Origin of the sequence: Sphingobacterium sp. UBA5670, assembly GCF_002420705.1 — a bacterium.
In the GTDB taxonomy this organism is placed as follows: Bacteria; Bacteroidota; Bacteroidia; order Sphingobacteriales; family Sphingobacteriaceae; genus Sphingobacterium.
This window is the reverse complement of record NZ_DIIM01000018.1, coordinates 212,632-233,508: the sequence shown is the minus strand read 5'-3', so window position 1 is coordinate 233,508 and position 20,877 is coordinate 212,632. Positions and strand designations below refer to the sequence as shown.

Genomic DNA, 20,877 nt, shown 5'->3' with positions numbered 1-20,877 from the left:
TCTTGTACAATATTTGAAATAAAAATACTATGTCATCGCATAACGAATCAATATTAAGAGAACCATTAATGACCGGTAAGGACATTACGTATGCAAAAATTACGGATGATATCTTACTACCGGTTGAAAATAAACCAAATAAAGCATGGTGGATTGGTTTTACCGTTGCTGTATTAGGTGCTTTATTATGGGTAGTTAGCGTTAGTTATACCTTTTGGACAGGTATCGGCGCTTGGGGTCTGAATAAAACTGTAGGCTGGGCTTGGGATATCACCGACTTCGTATGGTGGGTTGGTATCGGTCACGCGGGTACGTTGATTTCAGCTGTATTATTAATCTTCCGCCAGAACTGGCGTAATTCAATCAACCGTTCTGCAGAGGCGATGACGATCTTTGCGGTAATCTGTGCGGCTACATACGTTGTGGCTCACATGGGTCGTCCTTGGTTGGCATATTGGATTTTCCCACTTCCAAATCAATTTGGATCACTATGGGTAAACTTCAACTCTCCTTTGGTATGGGATGCGTTTGCGATCTCGACTTACTTTACAGTATCCTTGGTATTCTGGTACTGTGGTTTGTTGCCGGATATCGCGACAATTCGTGACCGTGCTACTGGATTGAAACAAAAAATCTATTCGGTATTATCATTCGGTTGGAATGGATCTGTAAAGACTTGGCAACGTTTTGAAATCGTGTCATTGATCTTGGCAGGTATTTCAACGCCACTGGTATTATCTGTACACACCATCGTATCCATGGACTTTGCAACTTCGGTTATCCCTGGATGGCATACGACGATCTTCCCGCCATATTTCGTGGCTGGTGCGATCTTCTCAGGTTTCGCGATGGTACAGACTTTATTGTTGATCTTACGTAAAGTAATGAACTTCGAAAACTATATCACGATGTTCCACATTGAGTCGATGAATATCATTATCATGACGACAGGTTCCATCGTGGGTGTGGCTTATTTGACTGAGTTGTTTATCGCGATGTACTCTCGTTCAGAATACGAAATGTATGCTTTCGAGAACCGTATGTTGGGTCCATACGCTTGGGCTTACTGGTCAATGATGACTTGTAACGTAATTTCTCCGCAGTTATTCTGGTTCAAAAAAATCCGTACAAGTATTCCAATCTCATGGATCTTATCGATTGTTGTGAACATCGGTATGTGGTTTGAGCGTTTTGTAATTATCGTGACTTCATTGCACCGTGATTACTTGCCTTCATCTTGGGCAATGTTCTACCCAACTTGGACAGACGTAGGCATCTTTGTAGGTTCAATTGGATTATTCTTTACTTTATTCTTGTTGTTCTTACGTTTCTTGCCAGGTATCGCTATTGCCGAAGTGAAATTGTTGTTGAAATCATCTTCATTACAACATAAAACTAAATTGGCTCAGGAAGGCGCATTCCCTGCAGAGCAAGTTGAGTACTTCCAAGAATCATTAGAGAAATATGATTCAGTGACAGAAGAAGAGATTAAAGAATTATCAGTTAGAAAATAATCAGCAATGAGCAATACAAAATATATATTAGGTAGTTTTGCGGATCCCGATGAAATGATGCATGGGATTGACAAATTGCAAGCAAACAATATAAGTATTTACGACTGCTTTACTCCGATGCCTATCCACGGCATCGAAGCGAAGTTAGGTGTGAAACCTTCTCGCTTGCCTATCGCAGCATTTTGCTTTGGAGCATTAGGAACGACATTAGGTTTTAGTTTGTTGTATTATACAATGGCGTACGATTGGCCGATGAATATCGGTGGTAAACCATCATTTGGTATGCCAAACTTTGTTCCAGTTACATTTGAGGTTACGATTTTATTGTGTGCTTTGGGTATGGTTGCTACGTTTTTCTTCCGCAACCACTTGTTCCCAGGACGTGCACCTCGTGTAATGGACTTGAGAGCAACAGATGACCGTTTCATCCTTGCAGTAGATGCCAAAGAAAATACAGACCACGCTTTGATCGATAGCTTATTGAAAGAAGCCGGAGCTGTTGAAGTTAAGTACAATGATAGAAAATATGTTAGCTATGAATAAGAAGAATTTACTTGGAACGCTATGCGCAGCTGTGGCATTGACAGCACTTGTTTCTTCTTGTGGTGACAAAACAACTCGTAGTACAGGTTTAGAGTTTTCTCGTAACATGTACGATCCGCTTGCTTTCAATCCGGATCAACCTAATGCGAATTTTGCTGATGGAAAAACAGCACAAACACCTCCTAAAGGTACAGATCCAATTGGCTTTACTCGTTTTGAGTATGCGAATACATTAGAGGATTATGAACGTGCAGGAAGAGAAGTAAAAAGTCCTTTGGTCGTAAATGCCGAAAATCTTGAAAAAGGTAAAGCTTTGTTTACAACTTACTGTTCTATATGTCATGGAGTTGAAGGTAAAGGTGATGGTCCTATCACTAAGGATCGTAGCGTGACTGATTCAAGAGGCACACGTCAATTAGAGAACTTTCCTCCGCCACCATCTTACCACAGAACAGATGCGGCGAGCTCTTCAAGAGGTGGTTTGATGGCTGACTTGACTGATGGTAAAATTTACCATACAATTTATTACGGACACAACTCCATGGGATCACATGCATCTCAATTATCTCCAGAGGAGAGATGGAAAGTTGTTATGTATGTTCACGAATTACAAAAGAAATAATCTAACATCAGATATATAAATGGGAACTCACAGTCATCATCACGATTATAATTTCAACGAGCGATACGAGTTTGCTGGCAAAGCTAAAATGTTCAGTATTGTCGCTGTTGTACTAGGCGTAGCTGCTGTAGCTTTCGGGTTGCTTTCGGGCGATCACGTTACTGTAGAGCGTACATATGCCAACTTGTTATTGATGGGTTATTACTTTACATGTGTATGCGCAGCTGGAACATTCTTTGTTGCCTTGCAATATGTAACACAATCTGCATGGTCTGCAGGTTTGGTACGTATACCTCAGGCTATGGCGGGTGTTTTACCAATTGCTTCATTGATTTTATTGGTTATCGTAGGTTTAGGTTTAACTACACATAACTTATATCATCACTGGAATGCAGACGGTATCACTGATCCGCATAGTACAAATTTTGACCCTATTATCGCAGGTAAATCTGCTTATTTAAATGTTCCATTCTTCTTGATCCGTCAAGTTGTATTTATGGGTACATATAGCATTTTTGCTGTTATTTTTGCGAAACTTTCTTATAAGGAGGATTTAGAAGGCGGATTGGCTTCTTATAAAAAGTCATTCAAATTGTCTGCAATCTTCTTGGTTATCTTTGGTTTTACTACTCCGATCTGGTCTTTTGATACAGTAATGTCATTAGAAGCACACTGGTTTTCGACGATGTTTGGTTGGTATAACTTTGCAGCAATGTGGGTTAGCGGTATATCATGTATCACGATCATCGTTGTTGTATTGAAGAAAGCTGGATATATGAACTGGGTAAACGAAAATCATTTGCACGATTTAGGTAAATTGATGTTCGGTTTCTCGATCTTTTGGACTTACGTTTGGTTTGCACAATTCATGTTGATTTGGTATTCAAACATTCCTGAAGAAACAGTTTATTTCTACAAACGTTGGGAACCAGAATACAAACCTTGGTTTTGGTTGAGTATTATCATTAACTTTGTGGCACCATTGTTATTATTGGTGGACCGCGATGCGAAACGTAAACAAAACGTAATGTTATTCGTCGGCATTCTATTGTTAGCTGGTCACTGGCTTGATTATTACATCATGATTATGCCTGGTACTGTAGCGGAACACAGAGGATTTGGTATCATTGAAATCGGAACTGCACTTGGTTTCTTAGGTTTGTTCATCTTCTTAGTGATGAGTAAATTGAGTAAACAAGCATTGGTGCCTAAAAATCATCCTTTCTTGGATGAGAGTTTGCATCACCAGATATAGTTTCACTTTTAAAGGAAGGTTACGTAAAAACGTTATAAAAGAAATGAGCTTTAAATTAAATAATAGATTCAAATCCATCTCGGGTTTTGTGCTTGCACTAGGATTGCTTTTTGCGACTCCTATCCTTGCAAGTCAACAAGATACAGTAGCATCTGATTCTGCTAAAGTGGCGACTACAGCGGTAGCTGCCCCTGCGGCGACGGATTCGGTTGCAAAAGATACAACAGCGGCAGCAGGTACTGCTGCTGTTGCATCTGCTAGCTCTTCTACTGAAGCTAGTGCTGCTGCTCCTGCTGTTGAAGAAGTGAAGCAAATAGACCCTCAGGTTTATAAAAACTTCACATATTATGTGTTGTTATTCTTGGTTATATGTACAGTTGTTGCCGTTATCGGTAAAGTACTTTCGATCTATGAATTGACAAGAAAGATGAACGGTAAATACAATCCGTTTGCGAATAACACATTTCAATCTGCATTGTTATTCATTTTCTTGGTTGTATTCCTTTACGGTGTATATTGGTCATATGTACACTGGGGAGCGGCTTATTGGAGATCGGCAGTAACTGAGCACGGTGAGCGTATTGATACCATGTTTATCATTACGACAGCAATTACAACATTTGTATTGGTTATCACGCACATTTTGTTGATGACATTTACATTCTTGTACCGCATGCGTGCAAAACGTCAGGCTTATTATTATCCACATAACAATGCAATCGAGAAATTGTGGACAATTGTTCCGGCTGTTGTTTTGACAGTATTGGTATTGTTCGGTTTCTTTACATGGAGATCGATCACAAATATTCCTGAAGATCTTCAAAAATCAGCATTACAAGTTGAGGTATTAGGCGAGCAGTTCCAATGGAATGTCCGTTACGCTGGTTCAGATGGGATTATTGGTAAACGTAATTATAAAATGACGACACCAACCAATCCTTACGGTATTGACTTTAATGATAAAAATTCTTGGGATGACATTCAAGGATCTGAAATCTGGTTGCCTGTAAACAAGCCAGTTCGTTTCCATATCGTTTCAAAAGATATTATTCACTCTTTCTATATTCCTGATTTCCGTGTTCAGATCAATGCGGTACCAGGAATGACCAACTACTTCCAGTTCACACCTACTGTTACAACAGAAGAGATGCGTGATCGTTTGGGTGATTATAACTATGACTTCGTGATGTTGTGTAACAAGATTTGTGGATCTGGTCACTACAACATGCAAAAGAAAGTGGTTGTCGTAACGGAAGAGAAATATAAAGAGTGGTTAGCTAAACAAAACAAGTATTTTACTGAAGATTTGCAAAAAGAGTTCAGTGGTAAAACAGCTAACGTGAAAAAGGATAGCGTACAAGTTACAGCATCTTTGAACTAATTAAGAATTTTTGAATATAAAATCGAATATGTCAAGTACAGTAATATCGCATAGCGCTGAACATCACGATTCGCACGGACATCATCACGAGGAGTCATTCATCAGAAAGTATATTTTTTCTGGTGACCACAAGATGATTGCTAAGCAATTCTTGATCACTGGTATCATCATGGCAGTTTTTGCGATGCTTTTATCAGTATTATTCCGTATCCAATTAGCATGGCCGGATAAAGAGTTCCCTATATTAGAAGTATTCTTAGGTAAATGGGCTGAAGGTGGTCGTATAAAACCGGAGTTTTTCCTTTCCTTGGTGACCATTCACGGTACCGTCATGGTATTCTTCGTATTAACGGCTGGTCTATCAGGTACTTTTAGTAACTTATTGATTCCATATCAAATCGGAGCACGCGATATGGCATCTCCTTTTATGAACATGTTATCTTACTGGTTGTTCTTCGTAGCATCGGTAATTATGGTTGCATCGTTCTTCGTAGAAAGTGGACCTGCTTCTGCTGGTTGGACAATCTACCCGCCATTATCGGCTGTACCTACCGCAATCGCTGGATCTGCGACTGGTATGACTTTATGGTTAGTGAGTATGGTTCTATTTGTAGCTTCACAGTTGATCGGTGGTATTAACTATGTGAGTACAATTTTGAACATGCGTACAAAAGGAATGGATTTATGGAAAATGCCTTTGACAATCTGGGCGTTCTTTCTAACGGCTATCGTAGGTATGTTGTCGTTCCCGGTATTGGTTTCAGCGGTTGTTCTGTTGATTTTTGACCGTGCTGCTGGTACATCATTCTATTTGTCGGATCTTGTTGTTCAAGGACAAATTTTACCAAATGAAGGTGGTTCACCAATCTTGTTCCAACACTTGTTCTGGTTCTTAGGTCACCCTGAGGTATATATCGTTGTTATGCCTGCTTTAGGTTTAACTTCTGAAGTTATTGCGACCAACTCACGTAAACCAATCTTTGGTTACCATGCGATGGTTTATTCGTTGATCGGTATCACTGTATTATCGTTTATCGTATGGGGTCACCACATGTTTGTAACGGGTATGAATCCTTTCTTAGGTGGTGTATTTATGATAACAACATTGATTATCGCGGTTCCTTCTGCTGTAAAAGCGTTTAACTATCTTGCAACGTTGTGGAAAGGTAATATCCGTTTCACTCCAGCGATGATGTTTGCTATCGGTTTGGTATCATTCTTTATCTCTGGTGGTTTGACAGGATTGTTCTTAGGTAACGCGGCTTTAGATATCAACTTACACGATACTTATTTTGTTGTTGCCCACTTCCACTTGGTTATGGGGTCAGCTTCAATCTTCGGTATGCTTTGTGGTGTTTACCACTGGTATCCTAAGATGTTTGGTCGTATGATGAACACCAAACTGGGTTATTTACACTTTTGGTTGACTTTTGTTGGTGCTTACATGGTATTTTTCCCAATGCACTTTATGGGTATTGATGGTGTGCCACGTCGTTACTATGCGTTTACAGAATTTGCTTTCATGGCAAAATGGGTTTCTGTCAATCAATTGGTTACTTGGGCTGCAATTATTGCTGCTTTAGGTCAGGTAGCTTTCCTATGGAACTTCTTTACATCGATTTTCTTTGGTAAAAAAGCACCACAAAACCCTTGGCAATCAAATACATTGGAATGGACTACTCCAGTAGAGCATATCCACGGTAACTGGCCAGGAGAGATCCCGACAGTACACCGTTGGCCATATGACTATAGTAAGCCAGGTCATGGTGAGGATTTTATTCCTCAAAGTGTTCCTTTCTCTGAAACGATGAGTTCTAATTTGCCTCATGATTTCGAAGGAGATGAGGAAGCTGAGCGTATCCAAGCAGAATGGAACGCGCAAAATGGTAGAAAAGACTAATAAAATAGTATAAAATAGAGTAGGGGATTCCTGCTCTATTTTTACAAGTTTGTATTTTAAGAGGTAGGGGTAGTATTATGTTTCCAGCAGCTGAGAAGCGATTTATAAAGACCAATTTTATCACGATCATCGTATTGTTTTTGGTCATTATTGCTGGCGGAGTGGTTCGGAGTACAGGGTCAGGAATGGGATGCCCAGATTGGCCAAGATGTTTTAACCGTATTATTCCACCAACGGATATTTCTCAATTACCTCAGGGATATGAACAGCATTATATTGAAGGAAGAGCAAAAAAGAACGAACGTTTCGCACGGATTGTCGAATTTTTCGGCGATAAAGAAATGGCTTACAAGCTTCGTACCGACAAGAGTATTTTACAGCATGAGGAGTTTAATGTTGCAAAAACCTGGACGGAGTATATCAATCGTTTGGTAGGCGTTGTTTCGGGATTCTGTTTGTTATTTACGGCTATTTATTCTTTCACATATTTGAAATCAAAAAGTTCGATCGTTGTATGGTCAGTGATTAATCTTTTTGTTGTAGTACTCCAGGCTTGGCTCGGCTCGATTGTCGTATCGACCAATTTGATGCCTTGGATTATTACAGTACATATGCTCTTAGCCATCGTAATCGTTTGTATTAGTATTTATACTTATTTCAAAGCGGTTACTTTGCGCAACAAGACCATTTTGGTCAATCGTTCTTTGGGTATATTAAAAGGGCTTGCCATCGCTTCTATTTTGCTGATGCTAACGCAAGTAATTGTCGGAACGGGGGTTCGTGAAGAGGTTGATTTATTAACTGGTTCTACGATTGCCCGGACTGATTTTATAACAACTATTGGCCAACAGTTTGAGTTACATCGCTGGTTGGCGTATTGTTCTTTGATTTTAGTTATTGTATTATTCTTTTTGGTCCGCACAAGTTTTAATACGGGTTCTAAGCAATATAAATTTGCTTTAATCGCATTGACTCTAGTGGGTATCCAAATGCTATCAGGAATTATCTTAGCTCGATTTGCAATACCTGCATTTGCACAGACAACACATTTGGTTGTTGCCACCTTATTATTTGGCGCGCAATTCTACCTATTGTTATTGTTAAACAAGCAAAGGCATTAATCTTGGAATTCGGGATGTTTATGTTTAAAAGTACGTGTTTAATTACACTGATAGTAGGAGGTCTCTTTTAGTTATGAAAGAATTTATTTCAGATTTTAAAAAGCTTGTTAAGTTGAGACTTACGTTGACCGTGGTATTTTCTGCGTCAATTGCTTTTCTGATAGGATCAAAACAACAGGGTGATATATTCTGGTTCAATTGGTTCTTATTGACCGTTGGCGGTTTCCTTGTTACAGGTTCTGCGAACGGATTTAATGAGATCATTGAAAAGGATTTGGATAAACTAATGAAACGTACAGAGGACAGGCCTTTACCTTCCGGCCGAATGACAACTGGACAAGCTTTGGTACTGAGTGTCTTTATGGGCATCTTAGGAACCTTGGTACTGGTTCGTTTAAATTTTGTCGCTGGTCTGCTATCTGTTTTCTGTATCCTTCTTTATGCATTTATCTACACCCCATTAAAAAGAAAGTCGCCAATAGCAGTGTTTGTCGGAGCGTTTCCGGGTGCATTTCCGCCATTAATTGGATATTATGCAGCCTTTTCGCAAGACGATTTAGCCTACTATAGTGGACATAACGAAGCAGCAATTATTATTATTCCCTTTGTGTTGTTTGCTATTCAGTTTTTATGGCAGTTTCCGCATTTTTGGGCAATTGCCTGGGTGGTGGATGATGACTATAAACTGGCTGGTTTTCGCCTATTACCGACGACAAAACGTGATAAGATATCAGCTTTTATGGTATTCATTTCAGGCTTGTTTATGATACCGGCAGGTTTTATACCGTATCATTTTGGCTTTGGTGGAATTTGGTTTACGATTGTATCCGTAGTGGGTGGATTGATGTTTGGTTATTACGGTTATTTGCTGTTTAAGAATTGTGATATTCCTTCAGCGAAGAAAGTGATGTTTACCTCATTTATCTATTTGCCAGTGACACAACTCGTATTATTGCTTAACTTTATTCCGTTGAAATAATGTTAGATATACAAGTACAGACTGACGAGAAGTTAGTACAGAGAAAAGCCCAGAAGTTCAACCTGTGGTTGGGTATGTTGGGGATGTTCATGATGTTTGCTGCGTTATCCAGTGGTTTCATTGTATATACGGCGAGCGGGGTGGACAAAGGAATTAAGACTTTATTGCCGAACGCACTTTTGTATAGTACAATAGTGATTGTGGTAAGTAGTCTGACGATGTTTTTAGCACATAAAGCGGCTAAAAATGGCGAGTCTTCCAAACAGCGGTCGTTTTTGATAGCAACTTTTATTTTGGGAGTCGTATTTTTTGCTTTGCAAGTTCATGCTTGGAATGTATTGATCGATAGGGGTGTTTATTTTGTAAATAACAACGCATCGCAATCTTTTATATACGTTTTTATCTGGATGCACTTGGCGCATATTATTGCGGGTTTGATCGTTTTGATTGGCGCGATTATAGGAATTAATAAACTTCCTAAGGACGGCAATCTTTTCCGCATGGATCTTGCCAGTATTTTTTGGCATTTTCTCGATCTTTTATGGATTTATATATATGTTTTCTTACTTTTGAATCAATAATAGTAAACAATGAGTACAACAGTATCGCAATTGGATAAGGTAAAAACTGGTCCATGGAATGGTGGAAAATCACCTTGGAACTTAGAGTATGGAAAAATCATGATGTGGTTTTTCTTGGTAGGGGATGCCTTCACATTTTCTGCATTTTTGGTTTATTATGGCGCACAACGCTTTTCTCATCCAACTTGGCCTGATCCGGATAAGATCTTCCAATCTATTCCAGGGATCGCAGAGCATGGTCAACCATTGGTATTTGTCGGTTTGATGACATTTATTTTGATTATGTCTTCTGTAACGATGGTTTTGGCCGTTGAGGCAGGTCACCGTAATCAAAAGAATGAAGTAGTTAAATGGATGTTATGGACAATTCTGGGCGGTATCTGTTTCGTAGGTTGTCAGGCTATTGAGTGGACTCACTTACACCATATGGGTTTCTGGTTCGGTAAAAATCCTGCAACTGGTTTGGAAGGCGATGCAATTAAAACAGCATTGATGCCATATTTCACACATGACATTTCCTATACTTCAGCTTTGCAATTTGCTAACTTATTCTTTACTATTACCGGTTTTCACGGATTCCACGTTACGGTAGGTATTATTTTAAATATCATCATTCTATGTATGACATTGAATAACACATTCGAAAACCGTGGTTCTTATCTTATGATCGAAAAGGTAGGTTTATATTGGCACTTTGTGGATTTGGTGTGGGTATTCGTATTTACATTCTTCTACTTAATCTAATTACGAAAAAAATAATTTTAGATAGCTATGTCACAATATCAAGATAATATCGCTCATGGCGAGCACGCTCACGAAGGTGGGATGGATAAAAAAGCCATCTGGAGAGTATTTGGCGTACTTTTGGCGCTTACTTGTCTAGAGTTCTTAATTGCATTGGGCTTTGTACACCATTGGCAAATTTTGGCTAAAGGTGCGTTGGTAAATACTATTTACATCGTACTTACTTTAGTTAAAGCTTATTATATCGTTGCATTTTTTATGCACTTGAAATTCGAGAAGTCGAGCTTCATTGTTACCGTTGCGATTGTCTTTATTTTTATTATTTATTTTATTGTCCTGATGTTGGTTGAAGGAGGTTTCTTAGCGGGTGCTTTTCAAGAGCATCAATTGTTTCCAAATAAATAGACAAAGTGGATAATGAATAATAATACTGGACAAAAGAAAGGTATTAAAACTATATTGATCCTGGCAGTAATTCTTTTATTGCCAGGATTTTTATATTTTATACTAAATAAAAGCGGCTCTAATAGCTATGCTTCCTTACCAATTTTTGGGAAAAAGGAAGTACCGGGGACAACCCATAGAAAATGGGGCAGAGATATCCCTGACACGATATACCATACTGTACCCGCTGTTGATTTTGTTAATTATGACGGCAAGAAGGTGCATTTATTGGACAACGATACGACACTTTCTGTGGTCCATCTGATGTACTCTAGGGATGCATCCTTATCAAGGACAATGATTAAGCGATTGGATCAAATTGCTAATCGGTTTATTCAGAATAAGAAAGTCAGGCTGTATTCAATTACAGTGGATACGGCATATGATACACCTGAAGTGTTGGCTAAATATGCGAAAGTTTACAAACCTTGGACCAAATCTTGGTTTTTTGTGACAGATCCTTCTGTTGATATCTTTAAATTTGCCAAGGAAAGTTTATTACAGGATGCACTTGTCAATAAGGAAGGCAGCAAACCATTTATTATTGGGTCTAATTATCTTTTACTTGATACAAAGGGACGGATAAGAGGTATTTATGACATTAATGTCAAAACGGATGTTGATCGCCTTGAGGATGAAATCAAATTATTATTGGTCGAGGAAGTCCGGAACCATCCAGCTACAATAGAACAAAAGAGGTAATTATATCATGGAAGAGAGTCTTAACAAGGAAAAAAAGTATAGTAAATGGATTTGGTTGCTATCGATTGTGATACCGATAGTGGTTGCTATCCTTTTTACGGTGAATTTACAAAAGCTGGGTTATGATGTAAAACCGTTAACATTTTTGCCTCCTATCTACGCGGCTATCAATGGGATTACGGCTGTATTGCTTTTTTGGGCTGTGGCTGCGATAAAAAAGGGAAATAAGGCTTTACACGAGCGTTTGATCAAATGGTGTATTGCTTGTTCCTTAGCTTTTTTGGCGATGTATGTCGCCTATCACATGACTTCAATCGAGACAAAATATGGTGGCGAGGGAATTTTGAGACCGATCTATTTCTTTATCCTGATCACGCATATTTTGCTTTCCATTATCATCATCCCTTTTGTACTTTTTACATTTGTTAGAGGTATATCGGGCTCTTATGAGCGTCATAAAAAGCTTGCCCGAATTACTTATCCGATGTGGCTGTATGTGGCCGTTACAGGTGTGATCGTTTATTTAATGATCTCTCCGTATTATATTGGTTAGGTATAAAGGAAAGCAAGGTAAGTAATTGGGGTAAAATTAGGTCTAATATGGGTTTCATTAACATGAAGCTTGATTAAATTGACATGAAATCGGATGCGATGGAGCATGTATTCCACGTAGCCGAGAGTATAAACAGTATAGGATTGATCAGCCAATTAGTATCGGCTAGAGGAATCTGTAAAAAAAATATTTGCATATGAAGCGTATCTGGATTTATCAGGCTGATCGTATATTATCGGCAGCAGAGGGAGAAGGTATTGTTACTGAACTGCAAGCTTTTGCTGAACAGTGGAAAGTACATGGAAAGCCGCTTTCGGCTTCAGCAGAGTTGCGGGATAATCTTTTTATCATTCTTAAAGTTGACGAGGAAGTGGCGGCTGCATCTGGCTGCTCCATTGATAGCTCGGTTCGGTTTTTGAAAGGAATTGAATTTAAATACGGTATTCAATTGTTTGACCGCATGCAATTTGCTTACAAGGTGGATCAGGGAATAGCTGTCGTTAACCGTGACGGATTTGAGAAGTTATTGGCGGATGGTACAATCAATGACAATACGCTGGTATTTGATAACACCATTACGCATGAGCATCAAATTGAGAATGCATGGGTAGTCCCCTTTCATCAAAGTTGGCATAAACGACTTTTTAAATAAGTTGCACAACATATTATACAAAGAAAGGCCATAGTTATGTATGGCCTTTCTTTTTGATCTATAGATCTGTATTGCTTCTCTTCTGATTGATCCGCTGAATGGCGATGGGTTCGCTTATTCAGGAATAGTGTAATGATGCATATATTTTGCTATCGCGTTTGCACGTCTATTGACATAGGCAGAAGGGTTACGTGCATCCCATTCTCTTGGGTTCGGTAATATGGCTATGATCAATGCCGCTTGTTTTTTGGAAAGATTGCTGCCTGTTTTGCTAAAATAATACGAAGCAGCTGCATCGGCACCATAAACTCCCTGTCCCATTTCAATCACATTGAGATAAACTTCAAGGATACGTTTCTTACTCCAGAATGTTTCGATAAGAATGGTAAAGTAAGTCTCAAAGCCTTTTCTTAACCAGGAGCGGCCGGGCCATAGAAAAACATTTTTGGCCACCTGCTGACTAATTGTACTTCCGCCGCGTAGTTTCTTTCCTTGTGCATTTTTTTTGATGGCATTCTGAATCCCCTGCAAGTCGAATCCCCAGTGTGTCATGAAGTGTGCATCTTCCCCCGCAATGGCCGCTAATTTTAAGTTGTCGGAAAGTTCATCGTAATCCAGCCAGTTTTTTTCCAGTTTAAATCCTTTGCCCTGTTCCTTCAGTTCAAACCCACGTTGAATCATTAACCAAGTGATGGGAGGATTAATAAACCGCAGGCTAATAACCCAGAAGAGTGAAATACCAATAAAATAGAGTACTACCCGTGTCACAATGCGCAGGATAGGCGATTTTATGGACTTCAAAGGGTTGAAGGATTTTTTTTTGAAGGTATTTTGTTGTTTGCTGGACGTATTTTGTTTACCAGATCTTTTGATGGCCATATCATTACAAAATTTGTGCAAACATAAGCATCAAAAAGCAAATATTCCATATACTATTTTGTCATTTCTTTTAATTTTTCCAAAGTGACATCACTCATCCAAGATATTCCTTTAGTATCTATTTCACCATTGGGTTTTATCACAGCATAAGTTGGAAAACCGGATCGGTTAAATAAAGAGAACAACTCCGTTATCAAGCTGTCATTTACAAAAAGGTGGATGCCCGGTTGCTCCAGTTCGACTACCTTATTGATCCATTTTTCCCGATTGGATCCTTGATCCGTGCATAGGTATACAAACTCAACCGGCAATTTCGTTGCTTTGGCTTTATGATGTAGCTTTTTGCTGTAGGGCATCTGACCAATACAAGGTGCACACCAGGTAGCCCATATATCTAATACGATAAGTTTATTGGGATATTTTGCTTTGATCGTTTTCAGAAGCTCGGATCCGTCTTTGCTTTGGTTTGAGATTAGCTCGGCATCAAATGGAAATTCTTTTATCATTGTTCCTAGGGATGTCTGTTTTGGTGCTGTCTTTGACGATACTAGCAGCTGTTCCAATTTTGTTTGTTTAACATTTAACCCATCTATTTCTATTCCAATATTCTTTTTCGCCCATTGGCAGTTTAATTTGTTCAGTATTGTCTTATAAATCTTACTTTGCGCTGCAATATCGTTGTCTTCAAATCGGAGGTTAATAATATCGGCGTAATTTTTTGGAAAAGTTTGATTGGCGTAGTCTGCTACTTTCACGTAGTCCCCGCGAGTTTCATTGAATGGGTATAGGACATATTTGACGTAATAATGTAAAAACCTAAAATAATCGCTGACATCATTGGAAATCGAATAAATGGGAACTAATATACTATCGTTAGCTACTTTAATTTTATTTGTTAGGTAGTAATCCAATTTTTTATAGGTATACTGGGCTTCAGTGGCGGCATCAATCAACGATTTACACGAGTTTCCATATGTCTGATAGAAATCTAAATTTGTCTTTCTCTGAATAGTAAATAAAGAATCCAGTTTATATTGGAAATCTTGGGTGCTTGGTTTAAGTTGCTGGAGTGGCTTGTAAAAATCAGGATTATGCTTTTTATCAAATAAAATATATTCGTTCATTTGCCGATTTACTTCGGCATCTTTTCCTGCAAACGTGATACCGTCACCGATCATATAAATCTTTTTTTTCTTGAGTTTGTTTAGATCAAAGGTGATTTCTAATCCATCTTGAAGGTAAAGACAGGTATAAGCGTAGTCACCTAAGCTAAACCATACCTGTTGGTAAGGAAGTGTATACATTTGGGTAAATTCAAAGCGACCATCGACATTCACTTTTGTCTCATTCGAGCTTTGACTGGGACCGATTAGGTTAACAAATGTATAGCTAATTTTGAGATTTGCGAGTTCTTCCGGGGTTGCGTTTAGTACACGACCTGATACTTGAGCAAGCTGTTTTTTACCTAATTTATCATACGATTCGTCGGTTAACGAAATAGGATCTGATTTCATTTGTGCGTAAGCAATGTTGATGAGCATCAGTGAAAGCAATAATGTGGCGAAAAAGACTTTCATAATAAATAGTTTATATGGAAAATCAAATATATTAATTTGACTGATCGAAGATTCTTAATTAGTGTTAAAATTTGTTCGATATTGTAATTTGCCAAACCGACGATATTATCCTATTTTTACGCTTCATAAAAATTGATTTTAAAAGTTGGCAAAAGAAAAGAAAGTGACCCCATTGATGCAACAGTACAATGCGATCAAGATTAAGTATCCTGGAGCGTTGTTGCTGTTCCGTGTTGGCGATTTTTACGAGACATTTGGAGAGGATGCGATCAAAGCGGCCCAAATTTTGGGTATCGTTTTGACGAAGCGCGGTAATGGCTCGGAATCGGAGACTGCATTGGCTGGTTTTCCTCATCATTCATTGGAAACCTATCTTCCGAAACTGGTGCGTGCAGGCCAACGGGTGGCGATCTGTGATCAGCTGGAGGATCCAAAGACGACAAAAACAATTGTTAAGCGTGGTGTGACGGAGCTGGTGACACCTGGAGTCTCTTACAATGACAATATTGTTCAACAAAAATCGAATAATTATTTAGCATCAATCTTTATCGAAAAGGAGCGGATCGGTATTTCTTTCCTGGATATTTCAACAGGAGAATTTCTGGTTGCTCAAGGTAGTGTAGCCTATATCGATAAATTGCTTCAAGGATTTAAACCAACAGAAATTATCCTCTCCAAAAAACAGAGCAAGGAATTTATTGAGCAGTTTGGAGCACAATATTATACTTATTTTCTTGATGAATGGCCTTATACGGGTGATTATGCGACAGAAACGTTGTTGAAGCATTTTGAAGTCTCGTCGATGAAAGGATTCGGCGTGGATCGCATGACTGCCGGGATTGTTGCTGCTGGTGTCGCATTGCATTACCTCAATGAAACAGAACATCGTAATCTGCAGCATATTTCTACACTTTCCCGTATTGAAGAGGATCGTTTTATGTGGCTGGATCGTTTTACGATTCGCAATTTGGAATTAATCGGTTCGCTGAATGAAAATGCGGTTACCTTATCCGATGTATTAGACCATACGTCCAGTCCAATGGGAGCGCGCCTGCTCAAGCGCTGGATTGTGATGCCACTGAAAGACAAAAAAAGTATTCAGGAGCGATTGAATGTGGTAGATTTCTTTTTCATCAACCGTGATTTACGGGATGAATTGATTGGTCAGATCAAGCAGGTTGGAGATCTGGAGCGTTTAATTTCCAAGATCGGACTACAAAAAGCGAATCCGCGGGAAATTGTGCAGTTGAAGCGCGCGTTATATGCTATTGAGAAATTGAAGGAACTTACCGATCGTAAAGATGCTGATGCTCTTCGGAGAATCTCAGATCAGTTAGATGCATGTACTGTTATACGTGAAAAAATCGAGCAACAGGTTCAGGCGGAGCCTCCTGTCGCGATCAATAAGGGGAGTGTAATCGCGGAAGGGGTGGACCCCGAATTGGATCGCTTGCGCAAGATCGCTTTTGGTGGCAAAGACTATCTTCTTGAGATCCAAAAAAGGGAAGCGGAGCTCACTGGAATTCCTTCTTTAAAAATAGCGTTCAATAATGTATTTGGCTATTATCTGGAAGTTACGAATACACACAAGGATAAGGTTCCGACGACGTGGATACGTAAACAGACGCTGGTGAATGCTGAACGTTATATTACGGAGGAACTTAAAGAATATGAAGAACAGATTCTCGGTGCTGAGGAGAAGATCCAAGCGCTTGAGAATAAATTATATGCTGAACTGTTGATTGCCATTGCTGAATATATCAAGCCTATTCAGATCAACGCACAGCTCATAGCTAAGTTGGATGTGCTGCTTAACTTTGCTGTTGTAGCGGAGAAAAACTATTATGTAAAACCCGAAGTCAGCGAGAGCAAGGTTTTGGATATTAAAGGTGGAAGACATCCTGTCATTGAAAGAAATTTGCCAATAGGCGAGGACTATATTACCAACGATACCTTTTTAGATCCGAAAACACAACAGATTATTATTATTACGGGGCCTAATATGGCCGGTAAATCGGCTTTACTCCGTCAGACGGGACTGATCGTGTTAATGGCGCAAATTGGTTGTTTCGTACCGGCAAAAGAAGCAAAGATCGGTTTGGTTGACAAAATTTTTACTCGTGTGGGCGCTTCGGATAATCTTTCTTCCGGAGAATCTACGTTTATGGTAGAGATGAATGAGACGGCGAGCATCATGAATAATTTATCAGATCGTAGTCTTATTCTTTTGGATGAAATCGGTCGTGGTACAAGTACATATGACGGTATTTCTATTGCCTGGGCTATTGCCGAATTTCTACATAATCATCCTGCTGCTAAGGCAAAAACCTTGTTTGCCACGCATTACCATGAATTAAACGAGCTGACTACTTCGTTGGATCGTATAAAAAACTATAATGTAACAGTGAAGGAAGTCAATAACAAAGTTATTTTCTTGCGTAAACTTGTTCCAGGAGGCTCAGAACACAGTTTCGGAATTCATGTGGCAAAGCTCGCCGGTATGCCGCAAAAGTTGCTTAACCGGGCTAATCAAATCTTGAAAAGGCTGGAGCAGGAGCGCACTGGAGGAGAGCAGATTAAAGATAGCATGCGCAAAATCCAGAAACAGGCCTATCAATTGCAGATGTTTTCTATTGACGATCCTGTCTTGAATAAGATCAGGGATATGCTGAATAACTTAGATGTTAATTCGCTTACTCCGGTTGAAGCATTAATGAAATTGGATGAGATACAACGTCTTTTAAAGAATTAGATCTTCCTTTGGATTTGGACACCTGATCTCAAGTGCGATTTTCTTCTTTGATGTAGATACGCCAGATGATGTTTTTTAAAATAGAAATCATCTGGCGTATTTTTTACTGAAAGAGTCTGATCTTATGGGCTATAAAGAACCTTCAGCTCGCTTTCATTTGCTGTTTGTGTCTGCGAAGTCATGAAGGTTTTTGAAGGGCTATTGCTTAAAATCTGAAGAATAGCTCCAAACTTCCATAATTTGCCTGTATTGGGCTCAATACCTTACTGCTTGCATCATAGGGCGTGTAATGATAGCCGAGTTCGAAACCTATATACTTTTGGTTTTTCATGCGAAATAGCGATGCGAGACCAAGTCCCAAGTGCACATTATTGATGGTTACCATACGATCCGTGTATCCACCATCATAATAATAGCCATCAGGATCATAATAACCGGAGGAATAGGCACTTTCTGTGATGCCGGTATCTGTAATATCTATGCCAAGGATACCTTTTGGAATCAGTATAAATTTATCATTATCAAAAACTTTGTAGCCTACCGCACCGCCCATAAATGCGGTCGCTGAAGAATTGACCGAAACATTGGAGCCCTCGTAATTGTAATCAATATTGCGGTCGTTTGAGTTGATGCGCACCTTGAAGCCCCCTTCGAAAATAAATTTTCTTTCCAGCGAGCTCATCAGCATAAATCCAAAGCTTATATTGGTTCCAAAAATTTTGTTGGTTCCGCCGAGTGGGGTGACTACGCCGATTGAAGGAACATAGCCCATTTTAGCTTTCTGTCTATCTCTGTACACTTTGGGTGTTGGAAATCGCTGTTGATTATTTTGCTCGTCAGCCTGTCGGTCTTGTACAGCATTGGCAACTTCAGTATCCGAAAAGAGCTGTAAAATATCTTTCTCCTGATCGCTTAATGTATAACTATCCGAAGCGAGAAGAGCTTTCGCTCTTATTTTTATGAGACCGTCCAGGGGATGCCTTAATGGTACGAAATTGTATTTTGCTTTGTCCTGATCGTATTGAGCTGCGAAATCTTCCCGGTCTGCCGCGTCTAATCGCTGTAGGAAAATTTTATCGAATTGGTTGTCTATATATTGTTTGATCTCTGTTGTGCTATTCTTTTTTTCAATGATGTATACAAGAATACGTAAACGCTGTACAAACTCGTTGACACCACAGCTTGCTTGCATACTATTGAGTAAAGGATCAATTTGATCAAAGTCATTGTTGTTCAATGTCTTTGTCAATAAAGGAAGTATCTCAGCTGTATGTTGGTCACAATTCTCTTGTGCATGCAGTAGTTTTGTAGGAAGCACAGCAATGATGATCAATATCATAAGAGCAAGCTGACGGATATTCATGGCTTATATAGATTTGTTGCTGACTAAATTAGCAAATAAATTGGATGATACACTGGTTTGTTTGTGCCAAAGGTTGTAAAAGTTTTATCTTTGGCTTATGGCATCGATATTTCGGTTTAAACAGTTTGAGGTTGATCAGTCTAACTGTGCGATGAAGATTAACACAGATGGCGTACTGCTGGCTTCTCTGCTGGAAGTAGAACCTGTGGATCGCGTACTGGATATTGGTACGGGTACGGGGGTTATTGCATTGATGTTGGCTCAACGGCTCGTAGACAGCAGGATAGAGGCTGTCGAAATTGATCCGTTGGCTGCTGCGATGGCAGACAGAAATTTCCGTAACTCCATTTTCCAGGAACGTTTAGTGTTGCATGCTACTTCTTTTCAGCAAATGGATGTAAATGGGCATTACGATCTGATCGTATCAAACCCACCGTTTTATACCGATTCATTGCATAATCCGGATGACCGGAAGAAGTTGGCGCGACACACCGATCTGGACTTTTTTGCTGAACTGCTGGAGTTCGCTGCTTTACGCTTATCGAATCAGGGAAAACTGGTGCTGATTGTTCCGACGGCGTTAGCGGAAACGTTGACTAAAATTTCAGCGGAAAGAGGTTTATACTGTTCCAGAGAGGTACAAATAAGCTCGTTTGAAGGGGAATCGGCGATTCGGAAAATCGTTACATTTGAACGCTTACGTGTTGAACCCCTCGCTAAACGTGCATTTGTTATTTATGCTGCCAAGGGTGTTTATTCAGATGCTTATCGAAATGCCTTGGCACCTTATTTTTTAGCTTTTTAAGTGATGACAAAGATCGGATTACTCTCAGATACACATTCTTTTTTAGATGAAGCTGTATTTACTCATTTTGCAGCTTGCGACGAGATATGGCATGTTGGAGATTTTGGTGATAGCGATGTTGCGGATCGGTTAGCAGCTTTTAAGCCATTGCGAGGAGTATATGGAAATATCGATGGTCAAGACATCCGTTTACGATTCCCGGAAGATCTAAGGTTTACTTGTGAAGATGTGGATGTCTTCATGACACACATTGGTGGCTATCCTGGGAGATATGCTCCTCGAATCAAAGGAGAACTAATGAGAAATCCGCCTAAATTATTTATTACAGGACACTCACATATTTTAAAGGTTATTTTCGACCCTAAGATCCATTGTCTCCATCTCAACCCTGGAGCGGCAGGTAAGCAGGGCTGGCATAAGGTAAGAACATTAATGCGCTTTGATATCAATAAAGATAAGATTGAAAACCTGGAGGTTATTGAACTCAAAGGCCGTTAAGTCACGTTAACT

20 protein-coding genes are annotated in these 20,877 nt (G+C 39.4%); 17 read left to right on the top strand and 3 right to left on the bottom strand.

Annotated features, from left to right (window positions below):
* Positions 1 to 29: 29 nt before the first annotated feature.
* The 14 genes from nrfD (at position 30) to B3C94_RS15285 (ending at position 12,991) form a co-directional block, all read left to right on the top strand.
* Positions 30 to 1,514 (top strand): NrfD/PsrC family molybdoenzyme membrane anchor subunit, encoded by a 1,485-nt coding sequence (nrfD, locus tag B3C94_RS15350; protein ID WP_077437920.1) that lies wholly within the window; start codon positions 30 to 32, stop codon positions 1,512 to 1,514.
* A 6-nt stretch (positions 1,515 to 1,520) separates the two neighbouring features.
* Positions 1,521 to 2,057: a DUF3341 domain-containing protein gene (locus tag B3C94_RS15345; protein ID WP_075991040.1), complete on the top strand. Its 537-nt coding sequence runs from the start codon at positions 1,521 to 1,523 to the stop codon at positions 2,055 to 2,057.
* Positions 2,041 to 2,679, top strand: coding sequence for a c-type cytochrome (locus B3C94_RS15340; protein WP_286833372.1), 639 nt, complete (start codon positions 2,041 to 2,043; stop codon positions 2,677 to 2,679). The genes B3C94_RS15345 and B3C94_RS15340 overlap by 17 nt, the downstream gene beginning before the upstream one ends.
* A gap of 19 nt (positions 2,680 to 2,698) precedes the next feature.
* Entirely contained in the window at positions 2,699 to 3,934 is a 1,236-nt protein-coding gene (locus B3C94_RS15335; RefSeq protein ID WP_293905155.1) for a quinol:cytochrome C oxidoreductase, read from the top strand.
* 43 nt (positions 3,935 to 3,977) lie between these two features.
* Positions 3,978 to 5,315, top strand: a complete 1,338-nt coding sequence (locus B3C94_RS15330; RefSeq protein ID WP_293905153.1) for a cytochrome c oxidase subunit II — start codon at positions 3,978 to 3,980, stop codon at positions 5,313 to 5,315.
* 133 nt (positions 5,316 to 5,448) lie between these two features.
* Positions 5,449 to 7,215 (top strand): cytochrome c oxidase subunit I, encoded by a 1,767-nt coding sequence (locus B3C94_RS15325; protein WP_414712688.1) that lies wholly within the window; start codon positions 5,449 to 5,451, stop codon positions 7,213 to 7,215.
* Between the two features lie 77 nt (positions 7,216 to 7,292).
* Positions 7,293 to 8,336: a COX15/CtaA family protein gene (locus tag B3C94_RS15320; protein WP_293905149.1), complete on the top strand. Its 1,044-nt coding sequence runs from the start codon at positions 7,293 to 7,295 to the stop codon at positions 8,334 to 8,336.
* Positions 8,337 to 8,409: 73 nt separating this feature from the next.
* Complete coding sequence (cyoE, locus tag B3C94_RS15315; RefSeq protein WP_293905147.1) at positions 8,410 to 9,315, top strand: heme o synthase; 906 nt, start codon at positions 8,410 to 8,412, stop codon at positions 9,313 to 9,315.
* Positions 9,315 to 9,896 carry a cytochrome c oxidase subunit 3 gene (locus B3C94_RS15310; protein WP_293905145.1) on the top strand — a complete coding sequence of 194 codons (582 nt, stop codon included), beginning with the start codon at positions 9,315 to 9,317 and terminating at the stop codon, positions 9,894 to 9,896. Before cyoE ends, B3C94_RS15310 begins: the two co-directional genes overlap by 1 nt.
* Positions 9,897 to 9,905: 9 nt before the next feature.
* Entirely contained in the window at positions 9,906 to 10,640 is a 735-nt protein-coding gene (locus B3C94_RS15305; protein ID WP_046674128.1) for a cytochrome c oxidase subunit 3, read from the top strand.
* 27 nt (positions 10,641 to 10,667) lie between these two features.
* Positions 10,668 to 11,045 (top strand): cytochrome C oxidase subunit IV family protein, encoded by a 378-nt coding sequence (locus B3C94_RS15300; protein WP_120261492.1) that lies wholly within the window; start codon positions 10,668 to 10,670, stop codon positions 11,043 to 11,045.
* Positions 11,046 to 11,057: 12 nt separating this feature from the next.
* The gene (locus B3C94_RS15295; RefSeq protein WP_293905139.1) at positions 11,058 to 11,786 is read left to right on the top strand and encodes an SCO family protein; all 729 of its coding nucleotides are present in this window, start codon (positions 11,058 to 11,060) and stop codon (positions 11,784 to 11,786) included.
* Positions 11,787 to 11,793: 7 nt separating this feature from the next.
* Complete coding sequence (locus B3C94_RS15290) at positions 11,794 to 12,339, top strand: DUF420 domain-containing protein (RefSeq protein ID WP_145327838.1); 546 nt, start codon at positions 11,794 to 11,796, stop codon at positions 12,337 to 12,339.
* A gap of 196 nt (positions 12,340 to 12,535) precedes the next feature.
* A complete protein-coding gene (locus B3C94_RS15285) occupies positions 12,536 to 12,991 on the top strand; it encodes an ABC transporter ATPase (RefSeq protein ID WP_293905136.1) in 456 nt (151 codons plus the stop codon).
* A 114-nt stretch (positions 12,992 to 13,105) separates the two neighbouring features.
* On the opposite strand, the gene mtgA is transcribed toward B3C94_RS15285, so the two are convergent.
* On the bottom strand, positions 13,106 to 13,870 hold the full coding sequence (mtgA, locus tag B3C94_RS15280) for a monofunctional biosynthetic peptidoglycan transglycosylase (RefSeq protein ID WP_293905134.1): 765 nt from the start codon (positions 13,868 to 13,870) through the stop codon (positions 13,106 to 13,108).
* A 53-nt stretch (positions 13,871 to 13,923) separates the two neighbouring features.
* Positions 13,924 to 15,447 (bottom strand): TlpA family protein disulfide reductase, encoded by a 1,524-nt coding sequence (locus B3C94_RS15275; protein WP_293905132.1) that lies wholly within the window; start codon positions 15,445 to 15,447, stop codon positions 13,924 to 13,926.
* A gap of 145 nt (positions 15,448 to 15,592) precedes the next feature.
* On the opposite strand from B3C94_RS15275, the gene mutS reads away from it, so the two are divergent.
* Entirely contained in the window at positions 15,593 to 18,199 is a 2,607-nt protein-coding gene (mutS, locus tag B3C94_RS15270; protein ID WP_293905130.1) for a DNA mismatch repair protein MutS, read from the top strand.
* 205 nt (positions 18,200 to 18,404) lie between these two features.
* Here the strand turns inward: mutS and B3C94_RS15265 are convergent, their stop codons facing one another.
* The gene (locus tag B3C94_RS15265; protein WP_293905128.1) at positions 18,405 to 19,562 is read right to left on the bottom strand and encodes a hypothetical protein; all 1,158 of its coding nucleotides are present in this window, start codon (positions 19,560 to 19,562) and stop codon (positions 18,405 to 18,407) included.
* Positions 19,563 to 19,659: 97 nt separating this feature from the next.
* Between B3C94_RS15265 and B3C94_RS15260 the strand changes: the two genes are divergently transcribed.
* Together B3C94_RS15260 and B3C94_RS15255 are read left to right on the top strand one after the other, a co-directional pair.
* Complete coding sequence (locus B3C94_RS15260) at positions 19,660 to 20,367, top strand: tRNA1(Val) (adenine(37)-N6)-methyltransferase (protein ID WP_293905126.1); 708 nt, start codon at positions 19,660 to 19,662, stop codon at positions 20,365 to 20,367.
* A 3-nt stretch (positions 20,368 to 20,370) separates the two neighbouring features.
* A complete protein-coding gene (locus tag B3C94_RS15255; protein WP_293905124.1) occupies positions 20,371 to 20,865 on the top strand; it encodes a metallophosphoesterase family protein in 495 nt (164 codons plus the stop codon).
* Positions 20,866 to 20,877: the final 12 nt, after the last annotated feature.